The sequence below is a fragment of the Hydrogenophaga sp. genome, from assembly GCF_018780075.1.
In the GTDB taxonomy this organism is placed as follows: Bacteria; Pseudomonadota; Gammaproteobacteria; order Burkholderiales; family Burkholderiaceae_C; genus Hydrogenophaga.
On sequence record NZ_JADMKB010000037.1, the window covers coordinates 1 to 19,217 of the forward strand.

General features: G+C 67.0%; 17 protein-coding genes. 12 read left to right on the forward strand and 5 right to left on the reverse strand.

Translation table 11 applies throughout. The features are described from left to right. The 4 genes from fghA to xdhC form a co-directional block, all read right to left on the reverse strand. On the reverse strand, window positions 1-836 hold an 836-nt coding region (fghA, locus tag IV088_RS08270; protein WP_291100352.1), incomplete at its 3' end, for an S-formylglutathione hydrolase. 2 nt (window positions 837-838) lie between these two features. Further along, window positions 839-1,945, reverse strand: coding sequence for an S-(hydroxymethyl)glutathione dehydrogenase/class III alcohol dehydrogenase (locus IV088_RS08275; protein WP_291100355.1), 1,107 nt, complete (start codon window positions 1,943-1,945; stop codon window positions 839-841). Between the two features lie 71 nt (window positions 1,946-2,016). Next, window positions 2,017-3,213, reverse strand: a complete 1,197-nt coding sequence (locus IV088_RS08280; protein WP_291100358.1) for a urate hydroxylase PuuD — start codon at window positions 3,211-3,213, stop codon at window positions 2,017-2,019. Window positions 3,214-3,401: 188 nt separating this feature from the next. Continuing rightward, complete coding sequence (gene xdhC / locus IV088_RS08285; RefSeq protein ID WP_291100361.1) at window positions 3,402-4,217, reverse strand: xanthine dehydrogenase accessory protein XdhC; 816 nt, start codon at window positions 4,215-4,217, stop codon at window positions 3,402-3,404. A 205-nt stretch (window positions 4,218-4,422) separates the two neighbouring features. Between xdhC and IV088_RS08290 the strand changes: the two genes are divergently transcribed. Next, window positions 4,423-4,971: a hypothetical protein gene (locus tag IV088_RS08290; RefSeq protein WP_291100365.1), complete on the forward strand. Its 549-nt coding sequence runs from the start codon at window positions 4,423-4,425 to the stop codon at window positions 4,969-4,971. 204 nt (window positions 4,972-5,175) lie between these two features. On the opposite strand, the gene uraH is transcribed toward IV088_RS08290, so the two are convergent. Continuing rightward, window positions 5,176-5,529 carry a hydroxyisourate hydrolase gene (gene uraH / locus IV088_RS08295; RefSeq protein WP_291100368.1) on the reverse strand — a complete coding sequence of 118 codons (354 nt, stop codon included), beginning with the start codon at window positions 5,527-5,529 and terminating at the stop codon, window positions 5,176-5,178. A gap of 73 nt (window positions 5,530-5,602) precedes the next feature. Between uraH and IV088_RS08300 the strand changes: the two genes are divergently transcribed. The 11 genes from IV088_RS08300 to IV088_RS08350 all read left to right on the forward strand — a co-directional run bounded on the left by IV088_RS08300 (window position 5,603) and on the right by IV088_RS08350 (window position 19,194). Further along, the gene (locus tag IV088_RS08300; RefSeq protein WP_291100371.1) at window positions 5,603-6,271 is read left to right on the forward strand and encodes a GntR family transcriptional regulator; all 669 of its coding nucleotides are present in this window, start codon (window positions 5,603-5,605) and stop codon (window positions 6,269-6,271) included. Next, window positions 6,268-7,218: an allantoinase PuuE gene (gene puuE / locus IV088_RS08305; RefSeq protein ID WP_291100373.1), complete on the forward strand. Its 951-nt coding sequence runs from the start codon at window positions 6,268-6,270 to the stop codon at window positions 7,216-7,218. Before IV088_RS08300 ends, puuE begins: the two co-directional genes overlap by 4 nt. A 10-nt stretch (window positions 7,219-7,228) precedes the next feature. Beyond that, window positions 7,229-9,007: a 2-oxo-4-hydroxy-4-carboxy-5-ureidoimidazoline decarboxylase gene (gene uraD / locus IV088_RS08310; RefSeq protein ID WP_291100376.1), complete on the forward strand. Its 1,779-nt coding sequence runs from the start codon at window positions 7,229-7,231 to the stop codon at window positions 9,005-9,007. A gap of 57 nt (window positions 9,008-9,064) precedes the next feature. After that, the gene (locus IV088_RS08315) at window positions 9,065-10,318 is read left to right on the forward strand and encodes a M20/M25/M40 family metallo-hydrolase (RefSeq protein WP_291100379.1); all 1,254 of its coding nucleotides are present in this window, start codon (window positions 9,065-9,067) and stop codon (window positions 10,316-10,318) included. Between the two features lie 91 nt (window positions 10,319-10,409). Beyond that, window positions 10,410-12,710 (forward strand): NADP-dependent malic enzyme, encoded by a 2,301-nt coding sequence (locus IV088_RS08320; protein WP_291100381.1) that lies wholly within the window; start codon window positions 10,410-10,412, stop codon window positions 12,708-12,710. A gap of 178 nt (window positions 12,711-12,888) precedes the next feature. Further along, window positions 12,889-14,376 carry a nucleobase:cation symporter-2 family protein gene (locus tag IV088_RS08325; RefSeq protein ID WP_291100384.1) on the forward strand — a complete coding sequence of 496 codons (1,488 nt, stop codon included), beginning with the start codon at window positions 12,889-12,891 and terminating at the stop codon, window positions 14,374-14,376. Window positions 14,377-14,427: 51 nt separating this feature from the next. Further along, complete coding sequence (locus IV088_RS08330) at window positions 14,428-15,471, forward strand: BMP family protein (RefSeq protein WP_291100387.1); 1,044 nt, start codon at window positions 14,428-14,430, stop codon at window positions 15,469-15,471. A 272-nt stretch (window positions 15,472-15,743) separates the two neighbouring features. Beyond that, the gene (locus IV088_RS08335) at window positions 15,744-16,775 is read left to right on the forward strand and encodes an ABC transporter substrate-binding protein (RefSeq protein ID WP_291100390.1); all 1,032 of its coding nucleotides are present in this window, start codon (window positions 15,744-15,746) and stop codon (window positions 16,773-16,775) included. Between the two features lie 75 nt (window positions 16,776-16,850). Next, entirely contained in the window at window positions 16,851-17,690 is an 840-nt protein-coding gene (locus IV088_RS08340) for an ABC transporter ATP-binding protein (protein ID WP_291100393.1), read from the forward strand. A gap of 117 nt (window positions 17,691-17,807) precedes the next feature. Beyond that, entirely contained in the window at window positions 17,808-18,572 is a 765-nt protein-coding gene (locus IV088_RS08345; protein ID WP_291100395.1) for an ABC transporter permease, read from the forward strand. Between the two features lie 142 nt (window positions 18,573-18,714). Then, window positions 18,715-19,194: a nucleoside deaminase gene (locus tag IV088_RS08350; RefSeq protein ID WP_291100398.1), complete on the forward strand. Its 480-nt coding sequence runs from the start codon at window positions 18,715-18,717 to the stop codon at window positions 19,192-19,194. Window positions 19,195-19,217 lie beyond the last annotated feature (23 nt).

Here is a 19,217-nt window from a genome sequence, read left to right on the forward strand (position 1 = left end):
CGCAGGTGGTCGTCGATGAAGCTGCTGATGAAGTAGTAGCCGTGGTCGTAGCCGGGTTGGCGGCGCAGCGTGAGTGGTTGACCCGCCTTCGCACAGGCTGCCTCAAACGCCTCGGGGTACAGCTGTTCGGCGAGGAATTTGTCGGCCAGGCCCTGGTCGATCAGGATGCCGCCGGGGTACGGCGCGCTGGTTTGCGCCGTCATCAGCAGGCTGGCGTCGTGTGCGGCCCAGGTGCTCTCGTCCTGCCCCAGGTAACCGGTGAACGCCTTGTGGCCCCAGGGGCATTGCGTGGGCGCACAGATCGGCGCGAAGGCCGACAGGCTCTGGAACACGCCCGGGTGGCGCAGCGCAAGAGTGAGCGCACCGTGGCCGCCCATGGAGTGGCCGAACAGGCTCTGGCGCTGGTCATCCAGCTTGAACTCGTTGGTCACCGCCGGCAGCAACTCCTTCAGCAGGTAGCTCTCCATGCACCAGTGGCCCGACCAGGGCGCCTGCGTGGCGTCGAGGTAAAAGCCGGCGCCCGCGCCGAAGTCCCAGTGGTGGTCTTCGCTGTCCACGCCGGTGTTGCGCGGGCTGGTGTCGGGCATCAGCAAGGCCAGGCCGAGCTGCGACGCCAGCCGCTGCGCCCCGGCCTTCATGGTGAAGGTCTCTTCGGTGCAGGTCAGGCCCGCGAGGAAGGTGAGCAAAGGCACTTGTTGCCCGGCCAGCGCCTGCGGCGGCAGGTACAGCGCAAAACGCATCGGCAAACCGATTTCGCTCGACGCGTGTTTGTAAAACCGCTGCACGCCGCCGAAGCTGCCGTGCTCACTCACCAATTCAAGACGGTCAAACGCCATGGTCAGAACTCGACCACGCTGCGGATGGATTCGCCGCTCTTCATCAACTCAAACCCCTTGTTGATGTCTTCCAGCTTGAGCTTGTGGGTGATCAGGTCGTCGATGTTGATCTTGCCTTCCATGTACCAGTCCACGATCTTGGGCACGTCGGTGCGGCCGCGTGCGCCGCCGAACGCCGAGCCCTCCCACTTGCGGCCGGTGACGAGCTGGAACGGGCGGGTGCTGATCTCGGCGCCGGCCTCGGCCACACCGATGATGATGCTGCGGCCCCAGCCCTTGTGCGTGCACTCCAGCGCGTCGCGCATCACCTTGGTGTTGCCGATGCATTCAAACGAGTAGTCGGCGCCGCCATCGGTGAGTTGCACGATGGCGTCCACCACGTTGGCGTGGTCCTTGGGGTTGATGAAGTGGGTCATGCCGAACTTGCGCGCCATGGCTTCGCGCTCGGGGTTCAGGTCCACGCCGATGATCTTGTCGGCGCCCACCATCTTGGCGCCCTGGATCACGTTCAGGCCGATGCCGCCGAGGCCGAACACCACCACGTTGGCGCCCGCTTCCACCTTGGCGGTGAAGATCACGGCGCCGATGCCAGTGGTGACGCCGCAGCCGATGTAACAGACCTTGTCGAACGGTGCGTCTTCGCGGATTTTGGCCAGCGAGATCTCGGCAGCGACCGTGTAGTTGCTGAAGGTGCTGGTGCCCATGTAATGGAAGATGGGCTGGCCGTCCAGGCTGAAGCGGCTGGTGGCGTCGGGCATCAGCCCCTTGCCCTGCGTGCCACGGATCAGCTGGCAGAGGTTGGTCTTGCGGCTCAGGCAGAACTTGCACTGGCGGCATTCGGGCGTGTAGAGCGGGATGACGTGATCGCCCTTCCTGAGCGAGGTCACGCCGGGGCCCACGTCCACCACGATGCCCGCGCCTTCATGGCCCAGGATCGCGGGAAAGATGCCTTCGGGGTCGGCGCCCGAGAGCGTGTAGTAGTCGGTGTGGCAGATGCCGGTGGCCTTGATCTCGACCAGCACTTCGCCGAATTTCGGACCTTCCAGGTCCACGGTTTCGATGGTCAGGGGCTGGCCTGCTTTCCAGGCGACGGCGGCTTTGGTTTTCATGGTCTTGGGGGTGGTGTTGTGACGGCGGCACAGAGGTTACCGCAGAACAACGCCGCCCCTGAGCACCGAGGTCACTCCACCCGTGCGCCGTCCTTGAACCACTTCGCGATGAGGGCACGCTCGGCATCGGTGATGCCGGTGGCGTTGTTCATGGGCATGAGCTTCATCACCACGACCTGCTGATAGATCATTTGAGCGTGCTGTTTGACGGCAGCGGGCTGGTCCAGCCGCACGCCCTTGGACTGCAGGGCCTCACCGTGGCACATGACGCAGCGCTGCTCGATCACCGGCTTGAGCTGCGCATAGCCCACCGTCTCGGGCACGGCCACCGCCGCCACCGGCGCGGGCCTGAGCCAGACGATCAGCGCCAGCAGCGCCACCACGCCCACCGCCGCGTAAGGCCAGGGGTGCGGATTGCGGCCGAGCTTGAAGCCGTGGCGCATGACGAAGAACTGGCGGATGGCGGCGCCGGCGAACATCATGCCGATCAGCACCACCCCGTTGTGTTCGTTCGCGTAGGTGAAGCTGTAGTGGTTGCTCAACATGGCAAACAGCACCGGCAGCGTGAAGTAGGTGTTGTGCACGCTGCGCTGCTTGCCGCGCTGGCCATGGATCGGGTCCACCGGCCGGCCGGCCTGGATGTCGGCCACCACGGTGCGCTGGCCGGGGATGATCCAGAAGAACACGTTGGCGCTCATGGTCGTGGCGAGCATGGCCCCCACGATCAGGAAGGCGGCGCGACCCGCGAACATCTGTGTGGCGGCGTAGGCCGCGATGCAGACCAGCACCAGCACCAGCGCGCCCACCTTGGCGTCGCCGTTCTCGCTCTGACCCAGTGTGCGGCAGATGGCGTCGTACAGCAGCCAGAACACCACCAGGAACGCCAGCGCGGCGGCAATCGCGCCCGCCGGGCTCCATTCCATGATGCGCGGGTCGATCAGGTAGACGCTGGGGCTCCAGAGGTAGGAGATGAGGAACAGCGCGAACCCCGAGAGCCAGGTGGAGTAACTCTCCCAGTAGAACCAGTGCAGGTGCTCGGGCAGCTTGGGTGGCGCGCCCGCGAACTTGACCGGGTGATAGAAGCCGCCGCCGTGCACAGCCCACAGCTCGCCGCTGACACCGTCTTTTTTGAGCTGCTCGTCTTCGGGCGGCGTGAGGCTGCTGTCGAGAAAGACGAAATAGAAGGAAGAGCCGATCCAGGCGATGGCGACGATCACGTGCAGCCAGCGCACCAGCAGGTTGGCCCAATCGAGCAGGTAGGTTTCCATGGCACCTCAACATGACGGACCCGGCCGTCAGGGTTTGCAACTCACCACCGCGGGCGCTCTGAGTCGACTGAGGGCCGCGATGGCGTGCCTTCATCAGAAAGACACCCAGCTCCGCTGCGACCAGACCTCAAAGTGTATACACTTTTTGAAGACAGACGGGCCCGTGAAAACCCCCAGACGACCGCGGCTCAGGCCGGGGCGGCGGTGTCACGAACTAGCAACAACTGCGCCACGACCGCGGCCGCGATGACGGCCGGGGCTTTGTCCACGATGCCCGGCAGCCCGATGGGGCAGGTAATGTGGTCCAGCTCGCTGTCCGCGAAACCGCGTTCCGACAAGCGCCGCCGGAACGTCGCCCATTTGGTGCGGCTGCCGATCAGGCCCACGAACGGCAGGTCGGCCTGCGCGCGCTGGCGCTCCAGGCAGGCGGCCACGATGTCGAGGTCTTCGGCGTGGGAGAAACTCATGATCAGCACCATCGCGCCACCGGGCAGCTCGCGCACCGCCGCCTGCACCGGGTCGGAGTGTTCGGTATGCACCCCTGCGAGCGGAGGCTCGGGAAACACGCCATCGCGGCTGTCCACCCAGCTCACGGCATACGGCAGCGGCGCGAGTGCCTGGACGATGGCCCGCCCCACATGGCCCCCGCCAAACAGCGCCAGCGGCGTCAGCGCCGGCGCCAGCCGCGCCCGCAGCGCCTCCACCTGCGCAGGTCCCACGGGTTCGAAACGCAGCCGCAGCGCGCCGCCGCAGCATTGCCCGAGGCTGGGACCGAGCGTGACGCTGTGCTCCCAGGCGCCGCCTTCGCCCGAGGCCAGGCGCTCCCGCGCGCGGCGCAGGGCGTCCCACTCCAGGTGACCACCACCAATGGTGCCCAGCTGCCCCTGGGGCCAGACCGCCATCCAGGCACCGACCTCGCGCGGCACCGAGCCGCGCGCCTGCACCACCGTCACCAGGACGGCGGCCTCGATGGCCAGACGCTGCAAAAATAGGGCCAGTTCCATGGGTGTGTGTGGCGTGATTGCCGAACAATCGGTAAGGAAACGTCAACTTGAACGCGAGCGCGCAGTATCCACCGGCACCCCCCTTGGGAGGATGGGCAAAGCCCCATACACTGCATCTCTCTGCCCGTATGGCTCCGGGTCGGGACGGCCCGGCGCGACCCTCCCGCGGTGCCGTGCCGCCAGGAAGACCCACCGAAAGACCGCCATGAGCACATCACCGACCACTCCCTCGTTCTCAGCAGACTGGGCCGCGACCCTCCGGCGCACGGCGGGCCTGCTGGGGGTCTGCACCGCCCTGCTGCTGGTGGCCTGCGCCGCGCCCAAGCCCCCAGCACCGGACGTGTTGCCAGACCTGCCGCCGGTGATCGAAGCCCCGATCGCGGACACCCTCCCACCGCCCACCCTGGTATCGGAGGCGATCACGCCCCGCGAATACCGTCAGGACGGCGCCCGCCACCTCTATGGCAAGAACGCCCACCGCATCTTCAAAGGCAAGATGCCACCCCTGATGCACGCGGTCGGCGTGCTGCAGGTCGAACTCGACAACCGGGGCCTGGTGCGGCGCCTCAACTGGATGCGGGCACCCAGCCACGCGCCCGACGTGGTGCAGGAAATCGAACGCACGGTGCATGAGGCCGCCCCCTTCCCCGCCCCGGTTCGGCTGGGCGGCGTGACCTACACCGAGGTGTGGCTCTGGGACAAGAGCGGCAACTTCCAGCTCGACACGCTGACCGAAGGACAAAGAAGCAAGTAACACCCCCCGCGCCGCCTGCGGCGTCACCCCCCAAGGGGGGCGGCACTGGCCGTCCGGCAAAGCCGGCCCGGCGGTGCCCTGAAACAAACTCCCCCTCCGGCGCGACATGCCTTCACCCAGGATGCGGTGGAACCGGCTTTGCCGGGCCACTCGCATCGCCCCCCTTTGGGGGGTGACGCGAAGCGGCGCGGGGGGGGTGCAGCGTCAGCTGCCCCTATACGTGGAATAACTCCAAGGGCTCACCAGCAGCGGCACGTGGTAGTGCTGGTCGGTGTGGGCCACGCCGAAGTCCAGCGCCACGCGGTTGAGGAAATTCGGCTCGGGCAAGACCACGCCCTGGGCCGCGAAGTAGCCCTTCACGTCAAACACCAATCGGTAGGTGCCTTTTTTCAGGCTCGCGTTGTCGTAGAGCGGCCCGTCCGGGTTGCGGCCATCGGCGTTGAGGGCAAACCGCCTGACCAGCGTGGCCGCGTCGCCCTCGGTGGTGTAGAGCTCGACCGTCATGCCAGCCGCGGGGCAGCCGTTCATCGTGTCCAGAACATGTGTGCTGAGGCCCATCGCTTTTTTCCCAGGTTGAATTCAGTCGACTGAAAGTGTATACACTTTTTGTTTTTCTGACTATGATGACCGCATGGAAACCTCCAGCACCCGCCAGATTGTCGAGTCGCTCACCAAGGCCATCGTGGAGCACCGGTTGCACCCGGGCACCAAGCTGGCCGAGCAGAAGCTCGCTGACCACTTCGGCGTTTCGCGCACCCTGGTGCGCCAAGCCCTGTTCCAGCTCTCGCAGAACCGACTGATACGGCTGGAGCCCGCGCGCGGCGCCTTTGTCGCGGCGCCGTCGGTGGACGAAGCCAAACAGGTGTTTGCCGTGCGCCGCATGCTCGAAGCCGAGATGACCCGCGCTTTCGTGCGCCAGGTGACCCCTAGCAAGATCAAGGCCCTGCGCGAGCACGTGGCGCAGGAGAAGCAGGCCGTGGACAACCAGGACGTGCCCGGCCGCACCGAGTTGCTGGGCGACTTTCACGTGCACATGGCCGAGCTCATGGGCAACCAGGTGCTGGCCGAACTCTTGCGTGAACTGATCTCGCGCTGCGCCCTCATCACGCTGATGTACCAGAGCACGAACGCGGCCGAGCACTCCAACGAGGAGCACGCCGCCATCGTCAAGGCCCTGGCGGCGAAAGACGAAGCCACCGCCGTGCGCCTGATGGACCAACACCTGATGCACGTGGAAGAAGGCCTGACCTTCGACCGCAAGCTGCCGACCAACGACATTTCCATGGCCCTGTCCCCATGATCTACGACGCCACCGCCCCCTACCCCCGCGACCTGATTGGCTACGGCCGCGACGTGCCGCACGCGCGCTGGCCGAATGGCGCCCGCATCGCGGTGCAGTTTGTGCTGAACTACGAAGAAGGCGGCGAGAACTCGGTGCTGCATGGCGATGCGGGTTCGGAGCAGTTCCTCTCGGAAATGTTCAACCCGGCGTCGTTCCCCGAACGCCACATCAGCATGGAAGGCATCTACGAGTACGGCTCGCGGGCCGGGGTCTGGCGCATCCTGCGCGAGTTCGAACAGCGCGGCCTGCCGCTCACCGTGTTCGGCGTCGCCACCGCGCTGCAGAAGCACCCCGAGCTGACCGCGGCGTTCAAGGAACTCGGGTACGACATCGCCTGCCACGGCCTGAAGTGGATCCACTACCAGGCCATCGACGAAGCGACCGAACGCGCCCACATGGCCGAGGCGATGGCGATCATTCAGCGCCTGACGGGCGAACGCCCGCTGGGCTGGTACACCGGCCGCGACAGCCCCCGCACACGCCGCCTGGTGGCCGACTTTGGCGGCTTCGAATACGACAGCGACTACTACGGCGAAGACCTGCCGTTCTGGATGAAGGTGCGCAAGACCGACGGCAGCGACGCGCACCAGCTCATCGTGCCCTACACGTTGGACTGCAACGACATGCGCTTCGCGCTGCCCCAGGGCTATTCGCACGCCGACCCGTTCTTCCAGTACATGAAGGACACGTTCGATGCGCTGTACGCCGAAGGCGACCCGGACGGTCTGGACCGCCCCAAGATGATGAGCATCGGCATGCACTGCCGCCTGCTCGGACGACCGGGCCGCATCACCGCGCTGCAGCGTTTCCTCGACCACATCCAGTCGCACGACAAGGTGTGGGTGGCACGCCGACTGGACATCGCGCGGCACTGGACCGCCACGCACCCCCTGAACGCTGCCTGAGATCGCCGCCATGCCCCTCACCCTGGACCAACTCAACGCCGCGCCACTGGCCGAAGCCGTGATGCTGCTCGACGGCCTGTACGAGCATTCGCCCTGGATCGCCGAGGCCGCGCTGCAGCAGCGGCCGTTCGCGTCGCTGGCCGCGCTGAAACACGCCATGGTGCGCGTGCTGGACGGCGCCGGCGTGGAGCCGCAGCTCGCCCTGATCCGCGCCCACCCCGAGCTCGCGGGCAAGGCCATGGTGAGCCAGTCGCTCACCGCCGAGTCCACGAACGAGCAGACCAAGGCCGGCTTGACCCATTGCACGCCCGAGGAGTTCGCGCTCATCCAGCGGCTCAACGCCGACTACAACGCGAAGTTCGGCTTCCCGTTCATCCTCGCGGTGCGTGGACCCCGCGGCACGGGACTCGCCAAGGCACAGATCATCGCCACCTTCGAGCGCCGCCTGCACCACCCGGTGGACTTCGAGCGCGCCGAGTGCCTGCGCAACATCCACCGCATCGCCGAGATCCGGCTCAACGACAAGTTCGGCTTCGAGCCCACGCTGGGCAACGCGGTGTGGGACTGGCACGAAGACCTGGCCCGCCACACCGACCCGGGTTACGCCGAGCTCGGCCAGCTCACCGTGACCTACCTGACCGACGCGCACCGCGCCTGTGCGGCGCAGCTGCAGCGGCAGATGCTGGCGCTGGGGTTTGACGAGGCGCACATCGACGCGGTGGGCAACGTGGTGGGCCGCTACCACGGCAACACGCCCGATGCGCCCGCCTTGCTCACCGGCAGCCACTACGACACCGTGCGCAACGGCGGCCAGTACGACGGGCGCCTCGGCATCTTCGTGCCCATGGCCTGCGTGCAGCAGCTGAAGCAGGCCGGCCGGCGCCTGCCCTTTGCCATCGAGGTGGTGGGCTTTGCCGAAGAAGAAGGCCAGCGCTACAAAGCCACCTTCCTGGGCTCGGGCGCGCTCACCGGCCACTTCAACCCGGCCTGGCTGGACCAGCAGGACGCCGACGGCATCACCATGCGCGCGGCCATGCAGCACGCCGGCCTGCCCGCGACGCTGGACGCCATTGCCGCGCTGCAGCGCGACCCCTCGAAATACCTCGGCTTTGTCGAAGTGCACATCGAGCAGGGGCCGGTGCTCAACGAGCTCGACCTGCCGCTGGGCGTCGTCACCTCCATCAACGCCAGCGTGCGTTACCTGGGCGAAGTGATCGGCATGGCCAGCCACGCCGGCACCACGCCCATGGACCGCCGCCGCGACGCGGCCTGCGCCGTGGCCGAGCTGGCGCTTTTCGCGGAACAGCGCGCCGCGGCCGACGGCGACTCGGTCGCCACCATCGGCATGCTGCAGGTGCCCAACGGCTCCATCAACGTGGTGCCCGGCGCCTGCCGGTTTTCGATCGACCTGCGTGCGCCGAACGATGCGCAGCGCGACGCACTGGCGCGCGACATCCTCGCGCGGCTGCAGGCCATCTGCGAACGCCGCGGCGTGCGCCACCTGCTGGAAGAAACCATGCGCGCCGCCGCCGCGCCCAGCGCCCCCGCCTGGCAGGCGCGCTGGGAAGCCGCCGTGGCCTCGCTCGGCGTGCCGCTGCACCGCCTGCCCAGCGGCGCCGGCCACGACGCCATGAAGCTGCACGAGGTGATGCCGCAGGCCATGCTGTTCGTGCGGGGTCTCAACAGCGGCATCAGCCACAACCCGCTCGAATCCACCACCAGCGACGACATGGACCTCTGCGTGCGCGCGTTCGCGCACCTGATCGACCAGCTCGCCGCCGGCCACTGAACCCTTCTTTCACCGTTCGGGCGAGCCTGCCCAAGCCCCCACCCACCGCAACACCCTATGACCACCGCCTACCAACAACTCGACCAATGGATCGACGCCCACTTTGACGAGCAGGTGAGCTTCCTGCAGGCGCTCGTGCGCGTGCCCACCGACACGCCGCCCGGCAACAACGCGCCGCACGCCGAACGCACCGCCGAGCTGCTGGCCGCCATGGGCCTGACCGCCGAAAAACACGCTGTGCCCGACGCCGAGGTGAAGGCCGCCGGCCTGGAGACCATCACCAACCTGATCGTGCGCCGCCGCTACGGCGACGGCGGCCGGACCATCGCGCTCAATGCGCACGGTGACGTGGTGCCGCCCGGCGAAGGCTGGACGCACGCCCCCTATGGCGGCGAGATCGTGGACGGCAGGATCTACGGCCGCGCCACGGCCGTGAGCAAGTGCGACATCACCACCTTCACCCACGCCATCCGGGCCGTGGAATCGCTGGGCGCCCCACTCCAGGGCGGCGTGGAACTGCACGTGACCTACGACGAGGAATACGGCGGCGAGGTCGGCCCGGACTGGCTGCTGAAGAAGGGCCTGACGAAACCCGACCTGATGATCGCGGCCGGCTTCAGCTACCAGGTGGTGGTGGCGCACAACGGCTGCCTGCAGCTGGAGGTGACGGTGCACGGCGACATGGCGCACGCCGCCATCCCCGACAGCGGCACCGACGCGCTGCAGGGCGCGGTGCACATCCTCAACGCGCTGTACGCGCTCAATGCCGACTACCTGAAGGTCACCTCCAGCGTCGAGGGCATCACCCACCCCTACCTCAACGTGGGCCAGATCATCGGCGGCACCAACACCAACGTGATCCCCGGCAAGGTGGTGCTCAAGGTGGACCGCCGCATGATCCCCGAGGAAGACCCGACCGAGGTCGAGGCCGCCCTGCGACGCACCATCGCCGAGGCCGCCGCCAGCTTCAACCCGCCACGCGGGGGGCGCGCCATCAGCGTGGACGTGAAGCGCATCCTGCTGGCGCGGGCGCTCAAGCCCCTGCCCGGCAACCAGCCGCTGGTCAGCGCGATCCAGAAACACGGCCAGGAACTGTTTGGCGAAACCATCCCGGCGGTGGGCACACCGCTCTACACCGACGTGCGCCTCTATGGCGAACACGGCATCCCGGGCGTGATCTACGGCGCCGGCCCGCACACCGTGCGCGAGTCGAACGCCAAACGCGCCGACGAAAACCTGGTGCTGGAAGACCTGAGGCGGGCCACCAAGGTGGTCGCGCGCACGCTGCTGGACCTGCTGAAAACCGACTGACCCTCCTGTGGAATGTCCCAGCAGATCGCTGGTCGACCGCGTGCCACAATGACCGCCCGCCCACGCCGGGCGGCCCGATTCTGGAGACACCATGACCCCCGCCGAACAAGCCCTGCGCGACGCCGCGTTTGAATACCACCGCTCGCCCAACCGCGGCAAGATTTCCGTCAACCCCACCAAGCCGCTCTCCAACCAGCGCGACCTGTCGCTGGCGTACTCGCCCGGCGTGGCCTACCCCTGCCTGGCCATTGAAGCCGACCCTTCGCTGGCGGCCGAGTACACCTCGCGCGGCAACCTGGTGGGCGTGATCACCAACGGCACCGCCGTGCTGGGCCTGGGCGACATCGGCCCGCTGGCGAGCAAGCCGGTGATGGAGGGCAAGGGCTGCCTGTTCAAGAAGTTCGCCGGCATCGACGTGTTCGACATCGAACTCGCCGAACGCGACCCGGACAAGCTGGTCGACATCATCGCCGCGCTGGAGCCCACGCTGGGCGGCGTGAACCTCGAAGACATCAAGGCGCCCGAGTGCTTCTACATCGAGAAGAAGCTGCGCGAGCGCATGAAGATCCCGGTCTTCCACGACGACCAGCACGGCACGGCCATCATCTCCAGCTCGGCCCTCATCAACGGGCTGGAGCTGGTGGGCAAGGACATCGGCCAGATCAAGATGGCGGTGTCGGGCGCGGGCGCCGCGGCCATCGCCTGTCTGGACCTGATGGTCAACCTGGGCGTGAACATCGAGAACATCCTGGTCTGCGATTCGAAGGGCGTGATCCACACCGAGCGCGCCGACGCCGTGGGCGGCAAGCTCGACGAATCCAAGCAGCGCTACTGCCGCACCACCACCGCGCGCACGCTGGCTGACGCCATGAACGGCGCCGACGTGTTCCTGGGCTGCTCCGCCGCCGGTGTGGTGGACGCCGACATGGTGAAAAGCATGGGCACGCAGCCCATCATCCTGGCGCTGGCCAACCCCGAGCCGGAGATCCGGCCCGAAGTGGCCAAGGCCGCGCGGCCCGACTGCATCATCGCCACCGGCCGTTCGGACTACCCGAACCAGGTCAACAACGTGCTGTGTTTCCCCTACATCTTCCGCGGCGCGCTCGATTGCGGCGCCACCAAGATCACGGAAGAAATGAAGATGGCCTGCGTGCGCCAGATCGCGGACCTGACCAAGAGCGAGATCAGCGACGAGGTGGCCGCCGCCTACGCCGGCCAGGAGCTGGTGTTCGGCCCCGACTACATCATCCCCAAGGCCTTTGACACCCGCCTGATCCTGAAGATCGCGCCGGCCGTGGCGCAGGCCGCCGCCGACTCGGGCGTGGCCACGCGCCCGATCGCCGACATGCAGGCCTACAAGGAAAGCCTGGGCCGTTTCGTCACGCAGACCGGCATCCTCATGCGGCCGATCTTCAACGCCGCCAAGGCCCTGCCCGAAAACCGCAAGCGCGTCGCCTACGCCGACGGCGAAGACGAGCGCGCCCTGCGCGCCGCGCAGATGGCGATCGACGACAACCTGGCCAAGCCCATCCTGATCGGCCGCCCGGCCGTGATCGCCGCGCGCATCGAAAAAGCCGGCCTGCGCATCCGCCTGGGGGTGGATGTGGAGAACGTCAACCCCGAAGGCGACCCGCGCTTCCGCCAGTACTGGGAGCAGTACCACAAGCTCATGGCCCGCAACGGCGCCTCACCCGAGGTGGCCAAGGCCGCCGTGCGCCGCTCCAACACCATCATCGGTTCGCTGATGGTCTCGCTGGGTGACGCGGACGCGCTGATCTGCGGCCTGGTCGGCACCTATTCGACGCACCTGGAGCGCATCGACGCGATCCTGGGCAAGCAGCCCGGCGTGACCAACTACGCCGCCGTCAACGCGCTCATGACCGACCGCGGCCCGCTGTTCATCGCCGACACCTACGTGAACGAAGACCCGAGCGCCGAACAGCTGGCCGAGATCGCCTGGATGGCGGCGCAGCAGGTGCAGCGCTTCGGCATCCCGCCCAAGGTGGCCTTCCTCTCGCATTCCAGCTTCGGCTCCAGCAAGCGCCCGTCGGCCAAGAAGATGCGGGCCGCGCGCGACCTCTTCGTGGCCCAGCACCCGGGCATCGAATGCGACGGCGAGCTGCACGGCGACGCGGCGCTGAACCCGGAGATCCGCAACGCCTACATGGCCGACTCCACGCTCAGCGGTTCGGCCAACCTGCTGATCTGCCCGAACCTGGACGCCGCCAACATCCTCTACAACGTGCTCAAGACCACCACCAGCGGTGGCGTGACCGTGGGCCCGGTGCTGATGGGTGTGGCCCGCACGGCCTACATCCTCACGCCCGCGGCCACGGTGCGCCGGGTGCTCAACATGACGGCGCTCGCCGCGGCCGCCAGCCCGCGCGGCTGAGCGTTTTTCGCCGGTGCACAAGAGGACGCTGCGGCGTCCTTTTTTTTGCCCTCCATCGGTCGAGCCGGGGTTTTCCCTATCGACCCATCACCTGATCGTACACATAATTTGTATACAGTTTTACATACCATCCAGGCTGTGCGCCGTCGCAAACAGCCCACCCAATGAGGAGACCTCCATGACCACAACGGTTCATCCAGTGGATGAAGTCCTGCCCGCCGGCAAGCTCACGGCCCTGGGCCTGCAGCACGTGCTGGTGATGTACGCCGGCGCGGTGGCGGTGCCGCTGATCGTGGGCCGCGCGCTCAAGCTCAGCCCCGAGCAGGTGGCAATGCTGATCTCGGCCGACCTGTTCTGCTGCGGCCTGATCACACTGATCCAGTCGCTCGGTGCCACGCAGTGGTTCGGCATCAAGCTGCCGGTGATGATGGGCGTGACCTTCGCCTCCGTCGCGCCCATGGTCGCCATGGCCAACAGCAACCCCGGCACCGAAGGCGCGGGCCTGATCTTTGGCGCCATCATCGGCGCGGGCGTGATCTCGATCGTGATCGCGCCGCTGGTCAGCCGCATGCTGCGTTTCTTCCCGCCGGTGGTCACCGGTTCGATCATCCTGGTGATCGGCATCAGCCTCATGCGTGTGGGCATCAACTGGATCTTCGGCAACCCGGTCGGCCCGACCGCGCCGAGCATCGTCAGCCCCGAACACGCCCAGTGGCTGGCCCAGGTGAGCGCCTCGGCCGGCGCCCCGGGCTCGGTGCTTCCGGCCATCCCGAAGGACCTGGCCCTGGTGCCCAAGCTGCCCAACCCCAAGTACGCCGACCTCACCGGTGTGGGCATCGCGGCGCTGGTGCTGGTGTCGATCATGCTGATCGCGCGCTACGCCAGGGGCTTCCTGGCCAACATCTCGGTGCTGCTGGGCATCGTCATCGGTGGCATCGCCGCTGCGGCCATGGGCCTGATGAACTTTGACAAGGTGGCCCAGGCGAACTGGATCGACATCGTGCTGCCCTTCGAGATCGCCACCCCGGTGTTCAACCCCATCCTGATCCTCACCATGACGCTGGTGATGATCGTGGTGATGATCGAGTCGACCGGCATGTTCCTCGCGCTGGGCGAAATGACCGACCGCCAGGTGGACGGCGCCGCCCTCACGCGCGGCCTGCGCACCGATGGCCTGGGCACCCTCATCGGCGGCATCTTCAACACCTTTCCCTACACCAGCTTCTCGCAGAACGTGGGTCTGGTCGCGGTCACCGGCGTCAAAAGCCGCTTCGTCTGCGTGGCGGGCGGTGTGATCCTGATCGTGCTGGGCCTGCTGCCCAAGATGGCGGCCTTGGTCGAGTCGCTGCCCACGGTGGTGCTGGGCGGCGCGGGGCTGGTGATGTTTGGCATGGTCGCCGCCACCGGCATCCGCATCCTGGCGGGCGTGGACTTCAAGAGCAACCGCTTCAACGCCATGATCGTGGCCATCGCCATCGGCGTGGGCATGATTCCGCTGATCGCCCCCAACTTCAAGCAGTGGATGCCGCACGGCATCCACCCGCTGATCGAATCGGGCATCCTGCTTGCTTCCATCGCGGCGGTGTTGCTGAACCTCTTCTTCAACGGTGGCCAAGCGGACGAGGCGGCGGCGATCCGGGCCGCACAACAGGCCGAGGCACACTGAACGGCAAGCGTCCAGGCCACCCCGCCACTCCCACCATCCCTCCCTGTGCGAATGACCAGCATAATCAAGTTCCCTGCTTCCACATCCACCCGCCGGCGTTTTGTCCTGGGCGCGGCCGGCCTGGGCGCCCTGCCCGTCATCACGGCTTGCGCCGGCCCCGCGAAAGCCGCACCCGACTTCAAGGTCGGCGCCCTGCTGGCCGGTCGCATCAACGACCGGGGCTTCATGGAAGCGGGATGGTCGGGGCTTGAGCGCGCGCGCACCGAACTGCGCGTGCAGACGCGCCACATCGACAACATCCCGCCGAAAAAGGAGCAGCTGATGGCGGCACTCACCGAGCTGGCCGGCTCGGAGGTCGATCTGGTGGTGGCCCATGGCGGGCAGAACAACGAGGCCTGCGCAGAGGTGGCCGCGAAGTTTCCCGGCGTGCGCTTTGCCGTCACCCAGGGCGCGGTCCAGTCCGCCAACCTGTGCAGCTACGACGTGCTCCAGGAAGAATCGGCCTACCTGGGCGGCGTGCTCGCGGCCCTGACCAGCCGCACCGGCGTCATCGGTCACATGTCCGGCATCCGCGTGCGGCCAGGCCTCAAGGGCCGCGCCGCCTACGTGGCGGGTGCCAAGGCCGCCCGGCCAGACATCCGCGTCCTGACCAATTTCTCTGGCAATCAGGACGACAACGCCTTGTCACAGCGCATCGCGTCGGCCCAGATCGCGGCGGGCGCGGACGTGATCTTCACCATGCTCAACGCCGGTCGCGATGGCGTGACCCAGGCCTGCCGCGCCAGTGGCGCGCGCCAGATCGGCAACGTGATCGACTGGGTGGCCGTCGACCCGAAGGTGTTTGTCGCCTCGGCCATCGCCGACGTCAGCATCGGCATGTACGAAGCCATCAAGGACGCGCAGGCGGGTCACTTCCCCGCGGGTCAGGTCCAGCACATCGGCATCGCGAACGAACGCGCCGTCCGGCTGTCGATGGCGCCGGACGTGCCCGCGCCGGTGCGCGAGCGGGTGGCGGCCACGGCGCGTGGCATCGCAGCTGGCCAGATCAAGGTGCCGGTCGACTACAACGGCCCCGAATTCGCCATGCCCGCCTGAAGGCCGCGCGAACCGAGCACATGAAAAGGGCCCTTCAGGGCTCTTTTTTCATGGCCGACCCTCGGGATGCCCCCGATTGGTGCCGCACGGGAAGTCGTGCACCATCCTGAGCCGCAATGGAACTATCGGTGGGCAGACATGCGCGCAAACGCTGTATACAAATAGTGTGTTCAGTTTCCGGATCGTGTCGTCCGCTGGTATCCAACTTGCTAACAGATCCCCCAACCCCGCCTGTGGCCCGCCGACCCATCCATCCCTTGAACGGAACCGTCATGAACAAGCGCTTCTTCCTCCAGACCACCGCCGCCCTGGCCGCCGTTGCCGCCTTCGGCTCCGCCCACGCACAGACCGCCATCAAGTTCCAGCTCGACTGGCGCTTCGAAGGCCCGGCCGCGCTGTTCCTGCAATCGGCCGCCAAGGGCTACTACAAGGCCGCCGGCCTGGACGTGACCATCGACTCCGGCAACGGCTCGGGTGGCACCGTGACGCGGGTGGCCTCGGGCACCTACGACATGGGTTTTGCCGACATGGCCGCGCTGATGGAATTCCACGCCAACAACCCGGACGCGCCCAACAAGCCCGTGGCCGTGATGATGGTCTACAACAACACGCCCGCAGCGGTGCTGGCCCTGAAGAAAACGGGCATCACCAAACCGTCCGACCTGAACGGCAAGAAGCTCGGTGCCCCGGTGTTCGACGCCGGCCGCAAGGCCTTCCCGATCTTCCAGAAGGCGAACGCGGTCACCAACGTGGCCTGGACCTCGATGGACCCGCCGCTGCGCGAGACCATGCTGGTGCGTGGTGACATCGACGCCATCACCGGCTTCTCGTTCACCTCGCTGCTCAACCTGGAAGCACGCGGCGTGAAGGCCGAAGACGTGGTGATCCTGCCCTACGCGGATTACGGCGTGAAGCTCTACGGCAACGTGGTGATCGCCAGCCCCAAGCTGATCAAGGAGAACCCCGCCGCCGTCAAGGCCTTCCTCGCCGCGTTCGCCAAGGGCGCCAAGGAGGTCATGGCCAATCCGGCCGCCGGCATCGAGACCGTGAAGGCCCGCGACGGCATCATCAACGTGGCGCTGGAAACGCGCCGCCTGCAGCTCGCCGTGGACTCGGTGGTCGCCAGCCCCGACGCGCGCAAGGAAGGCTTCGGCCAGGTCAACCCGGGCCGCATGAGCCTAATGGCCTCGCAGGTGTCGGACGCCTACGGCACCAAGAACCGCGTGGACCCCAAGGCGGTCTGGGACGGCTCCATGCTGCCCACCGCCGCCGAGCTCAACGTGCTGCCGCCCGCGAAGAAATAAGCGCGGTTCGCGCCCACCGTTTTTGGCCTGGGCCAGCCGCACACCTGTGGCTGGCCTTTTTTTCAGGACCGCCCCATGACCGACGCCCCGACCCCTTCCAGCACCGAAAAACCCTTCGTCGATTTTGACCAGGTCTGGCTCGCCTACAACGACGACCTGCTGGCCAAGAACCTCTTCGCCGTCGAGGACATCAACCTCAAGGTCAAGAAGGGCGAGTTCATCGCCATCGTCGGCCCCTCCGGCTGCGGCAAGTCCACCTTCATGAAGCTCACCACCGGCCTGAAGATGCCGAGCATGGGCAAGATCACCATCGACGGCCAGCCGGTCACCGGCCCGCTGAAGATCTCGGGCATGGCCTTCCAGGCGCCCTCGCTGCTGCCCTGGCGCACCACGCTGGACAACGTGCTGCTGCCGCTGGAGATCGTGGAGCCCTTCCGCAGCCAGTTCAAGGACCGCCGCAAAGAATTCGAAGAGAGAGCCAGCAAGCTGCTCACCAGCGTGGGCCTGGGCGGCATGGAGAAGAAGTATCCCTGGGAGCTCTCGGGCGGCATGCAGCAGCGCGCCAGCATCTGCCGCGCGCTGATCCACGAGCCCAAGATGCTGCTGCTCGACGAGCCCTTTGGCGCGCTCGATGCGTTCACGCGCGAAGAACTCTGGTGCACGCTGCGCGACCTCTGGGAGGCGCAGCGCTTCAACGTCATCCTGGTCACGCACGACCTGCGCGAGAGCGTGTTCCTGGCCGACACGGTGTATTGCATGAGCAAGAGCCCGGGTCGCTTCGTGGTGAAGCGCGAGATCGAGATCCCGCGCACGCGCGACCTGGAGGTGACGTACACGCCGCAGTTCACGGACATCGTGCATGAACTCAGGGGCCACATCGGGGCGATGAGAGGGGCTCCCCCCGCGCCGGCCTGACGGCCGTCACCCCCCAGGGGGCAACACCAGCGGCCTGGCAAAGCCAGTTCCGCGGTGTTCTGGCTCGAAGACATCTCGCTCGCCGCTTTTTCTCTCTTCCGCTTTGGAGTTCTCACCATGAACAAAAAACAAGTCGAAACCTGGTCGCCCTTTCTGCTGCTGCTGGCCATCGTCGTCATCTGGGAGGTGATCTGCAGCGGCTTCGGCGTCAGCGAGTTCATCTTCCCCAGCCCGTCGCGCATCTGGGAGCAGACGATGGAGCACAAGGTCACCATCCTCGGCCACGCCTGGCGCACCTTCTGGGTGACGATGGCCGGCTTTGGCATCGCCATCGTGGTGGGCGTGCTGGGGGGCTTTCTCATCGGCAGCTCGCGCCTGGCCTACGCCGCGATCTACCCGCTGATGACGGCGTTCAACGCCCTGCCCAAGGCGGCCTTCGTGCCCATCCTCGTGGTGTGGTTCGGCATCGGCGTCGGCCCGGCCATCCTGACCGCGTTTCTCATCAGCTTCTTCCCCATCATGGTGAACATCGCCACGGGTCTCGCCACGCTGGAGCCCGAGCTGGAAGACGTGTTGCGCGTGCTTGGCGCCAAGCGCTGGGACGTGCTCACCAAGGTCGGCCTGCCGCGCTCCATGCCCTACTTCTTCGGCTCGCTCAAGGTCGCGATCACGCTGGCCTTCGTGGGCACCACGGTGTCGGAGATGACGGCCTCGAACGAAGGCATCGGCTACCTGCTGATCTCGGCCGGCAGCTCCATGCAGATGGGCCTAGCCTTCAGCGGCCTGCTGGTGGTGGGCGCGATGGCGATGGCGATGTACGAGCTGTTCAGCTTCATTGAGAAACACACCACCGGCTGGGCGCACCGAGGCAGCCAGGGATGATGCTTGAACGCCCCCCGCGTCGCCTGCGGCGTCACCCCCCACTGGGGGGCGACACTGGCGGCCCGGCGGAGCCGGTTCCGCGGTGCCCCCGAATGAACGCCCTCTCGCTCCGGCCACCTTGTCTCCGTCTCGTCTTCTCGCCATGAACCCCGATCAGACCCTTCGCCACCTGCGCCGCGCCAACGCCGTGGCGCAGCGCGCCGCCAGCATGGGCCGCCACCCGTTCGGCGCCTTGCTGGTCGCGCCCGATGGCGAGACGGTGCTGGCCGAGCAGGGCAACATCGACACGGTGAACCACGCCGAGTCCACGCTGGCGCGCACGGCGGCGGACAACTGGCCCGGCGCCTACCTCGCGCAGTGCACCCTGGTCACCACCTTCGAGCCCTGCGCCATGTGCACCGGCACGGTCTACTGGGCCAACATCGGCCGCATCGTCTACGGCGCGAGCGAAGAAGCCCTGCTCGCGCTCACCGGCAGCCACGCAGAAAACCCCACGCTGTCCCTGCCCTGCCGCGAGGTCATCGCGCGCGGGCAGAAAGCCATCGAAGTCATCGGCCCGGTGGCCGAGGTCGAAGCCGAGATGGTCGCCACACACCAGGGCTTCTGGTCGAAGCGCGGATAGGCAACGAGGACAGCGATGTCCTC

Coding starts and splice junctions, on each gene's coding strand:
- IV088_RS08345 (WP_291100395.1), top strand. CDS start 17,808: ATGAACAAAAAACAAGTCGAAACCTGGTCGCCCTTTCTGCTGCTGCTG.
- IV088_RS08280 (WP_291100358.1), bottom strand. CDS start 3,213: ATGGAAACCTACCTGCTCGATTGGGCCAACCTGCTGGTGCGCTGGCTG.
- uraH (WP_291100368.1), bottom strand. CDS start 5,529: ATGGGCCTCAGCACACATGTTCTGGACACGATGAACGGCTGCCCCGCG.
- IV088_RS08340 (WP_291100393.1), top strand. CDS start 16,851: ATGACCGACGCCCCGACCCCTTCCAGCACCGAAAAACCCTTCGTCGAT.
- puuE (WP_291100373.1), top strand. CDS start 6,268: ATGATCTACGACGCCACCGCCCCCTACCCCCGCGACCTGATTGGCTAC.
- IV088_RS08325 (WP_291100384.1), top strand. CDS start 12,889: ATGACCACAACGGTTCATCCAGTGGATGAAGTCCTGCCCGCCGGCAAG.
- IV088_RS08300 (WP_291100371.1), top strand. CDS start 5,603: ATGGAAACCTCCAGCACCCGCCAGATTGTCGAGTCGCTCACCAAGGCC.
- IV088_RS08335 (WP_291100390.1), top strand. CDS start 15,744: ATGAACAAGCGCTTCTTCCTCCAGACCACCGCCGCCCTGGCCGCCGTT.
- uraD (WP_291100376.1), top strand. CDS start 7,229: ATGCCCCTCACCCTGGACCAACTCAACGCCGCGCCACTGGCCGAAGCC.
- IV088_RS08290 (WP_291100365.1), top strand. CDS start 4,423: ATGAGCACATCACCGACCACTCCCTCGTTCTCAGCAGACTGGGCCGCG.
- xdhC (WP_291100361.1), bottom strand. CDS start 4,217: ATGGAACTGGCCCTATTTTTGCAGCGTCTGGCCATCGAGGCCGCCGTC.
- IV088_RS08320 (WP_291100381.1), top strand. CDS start 10,410: ATGACCCCCGCCGAACAAGCCCTGCGCGACGCCGCGTTTGAATACCAC.
- IV088_RS08350 (WP_291100398.1), top strand. CDS start 18,715: ATGAACCCCGATCAGACCCTTCGCCACCTGCGCCGCGCCAACGCCGTG.
- IV088_RS08275 (WP_291100355.1), bottom strand. CDS start 1,945: ATGAAAACCAAAGCCGCCGTCGCCTGGAAAGCAGGCCAGCCCCTGACC.
- IV088_RS08315 (WP_291100379.1), top strand. CDS start 9,065: ATGACCACCGCCTACCAACAACTCGACCAATGGATCGACGCCCACTTT.
- IV088_RS08330 (WP_291100387.1), top strand. CDS start 14,428: ATGACCAGCATAATCAAGTTCCCTGCTTCCACATCCACCCGCCGGCGT.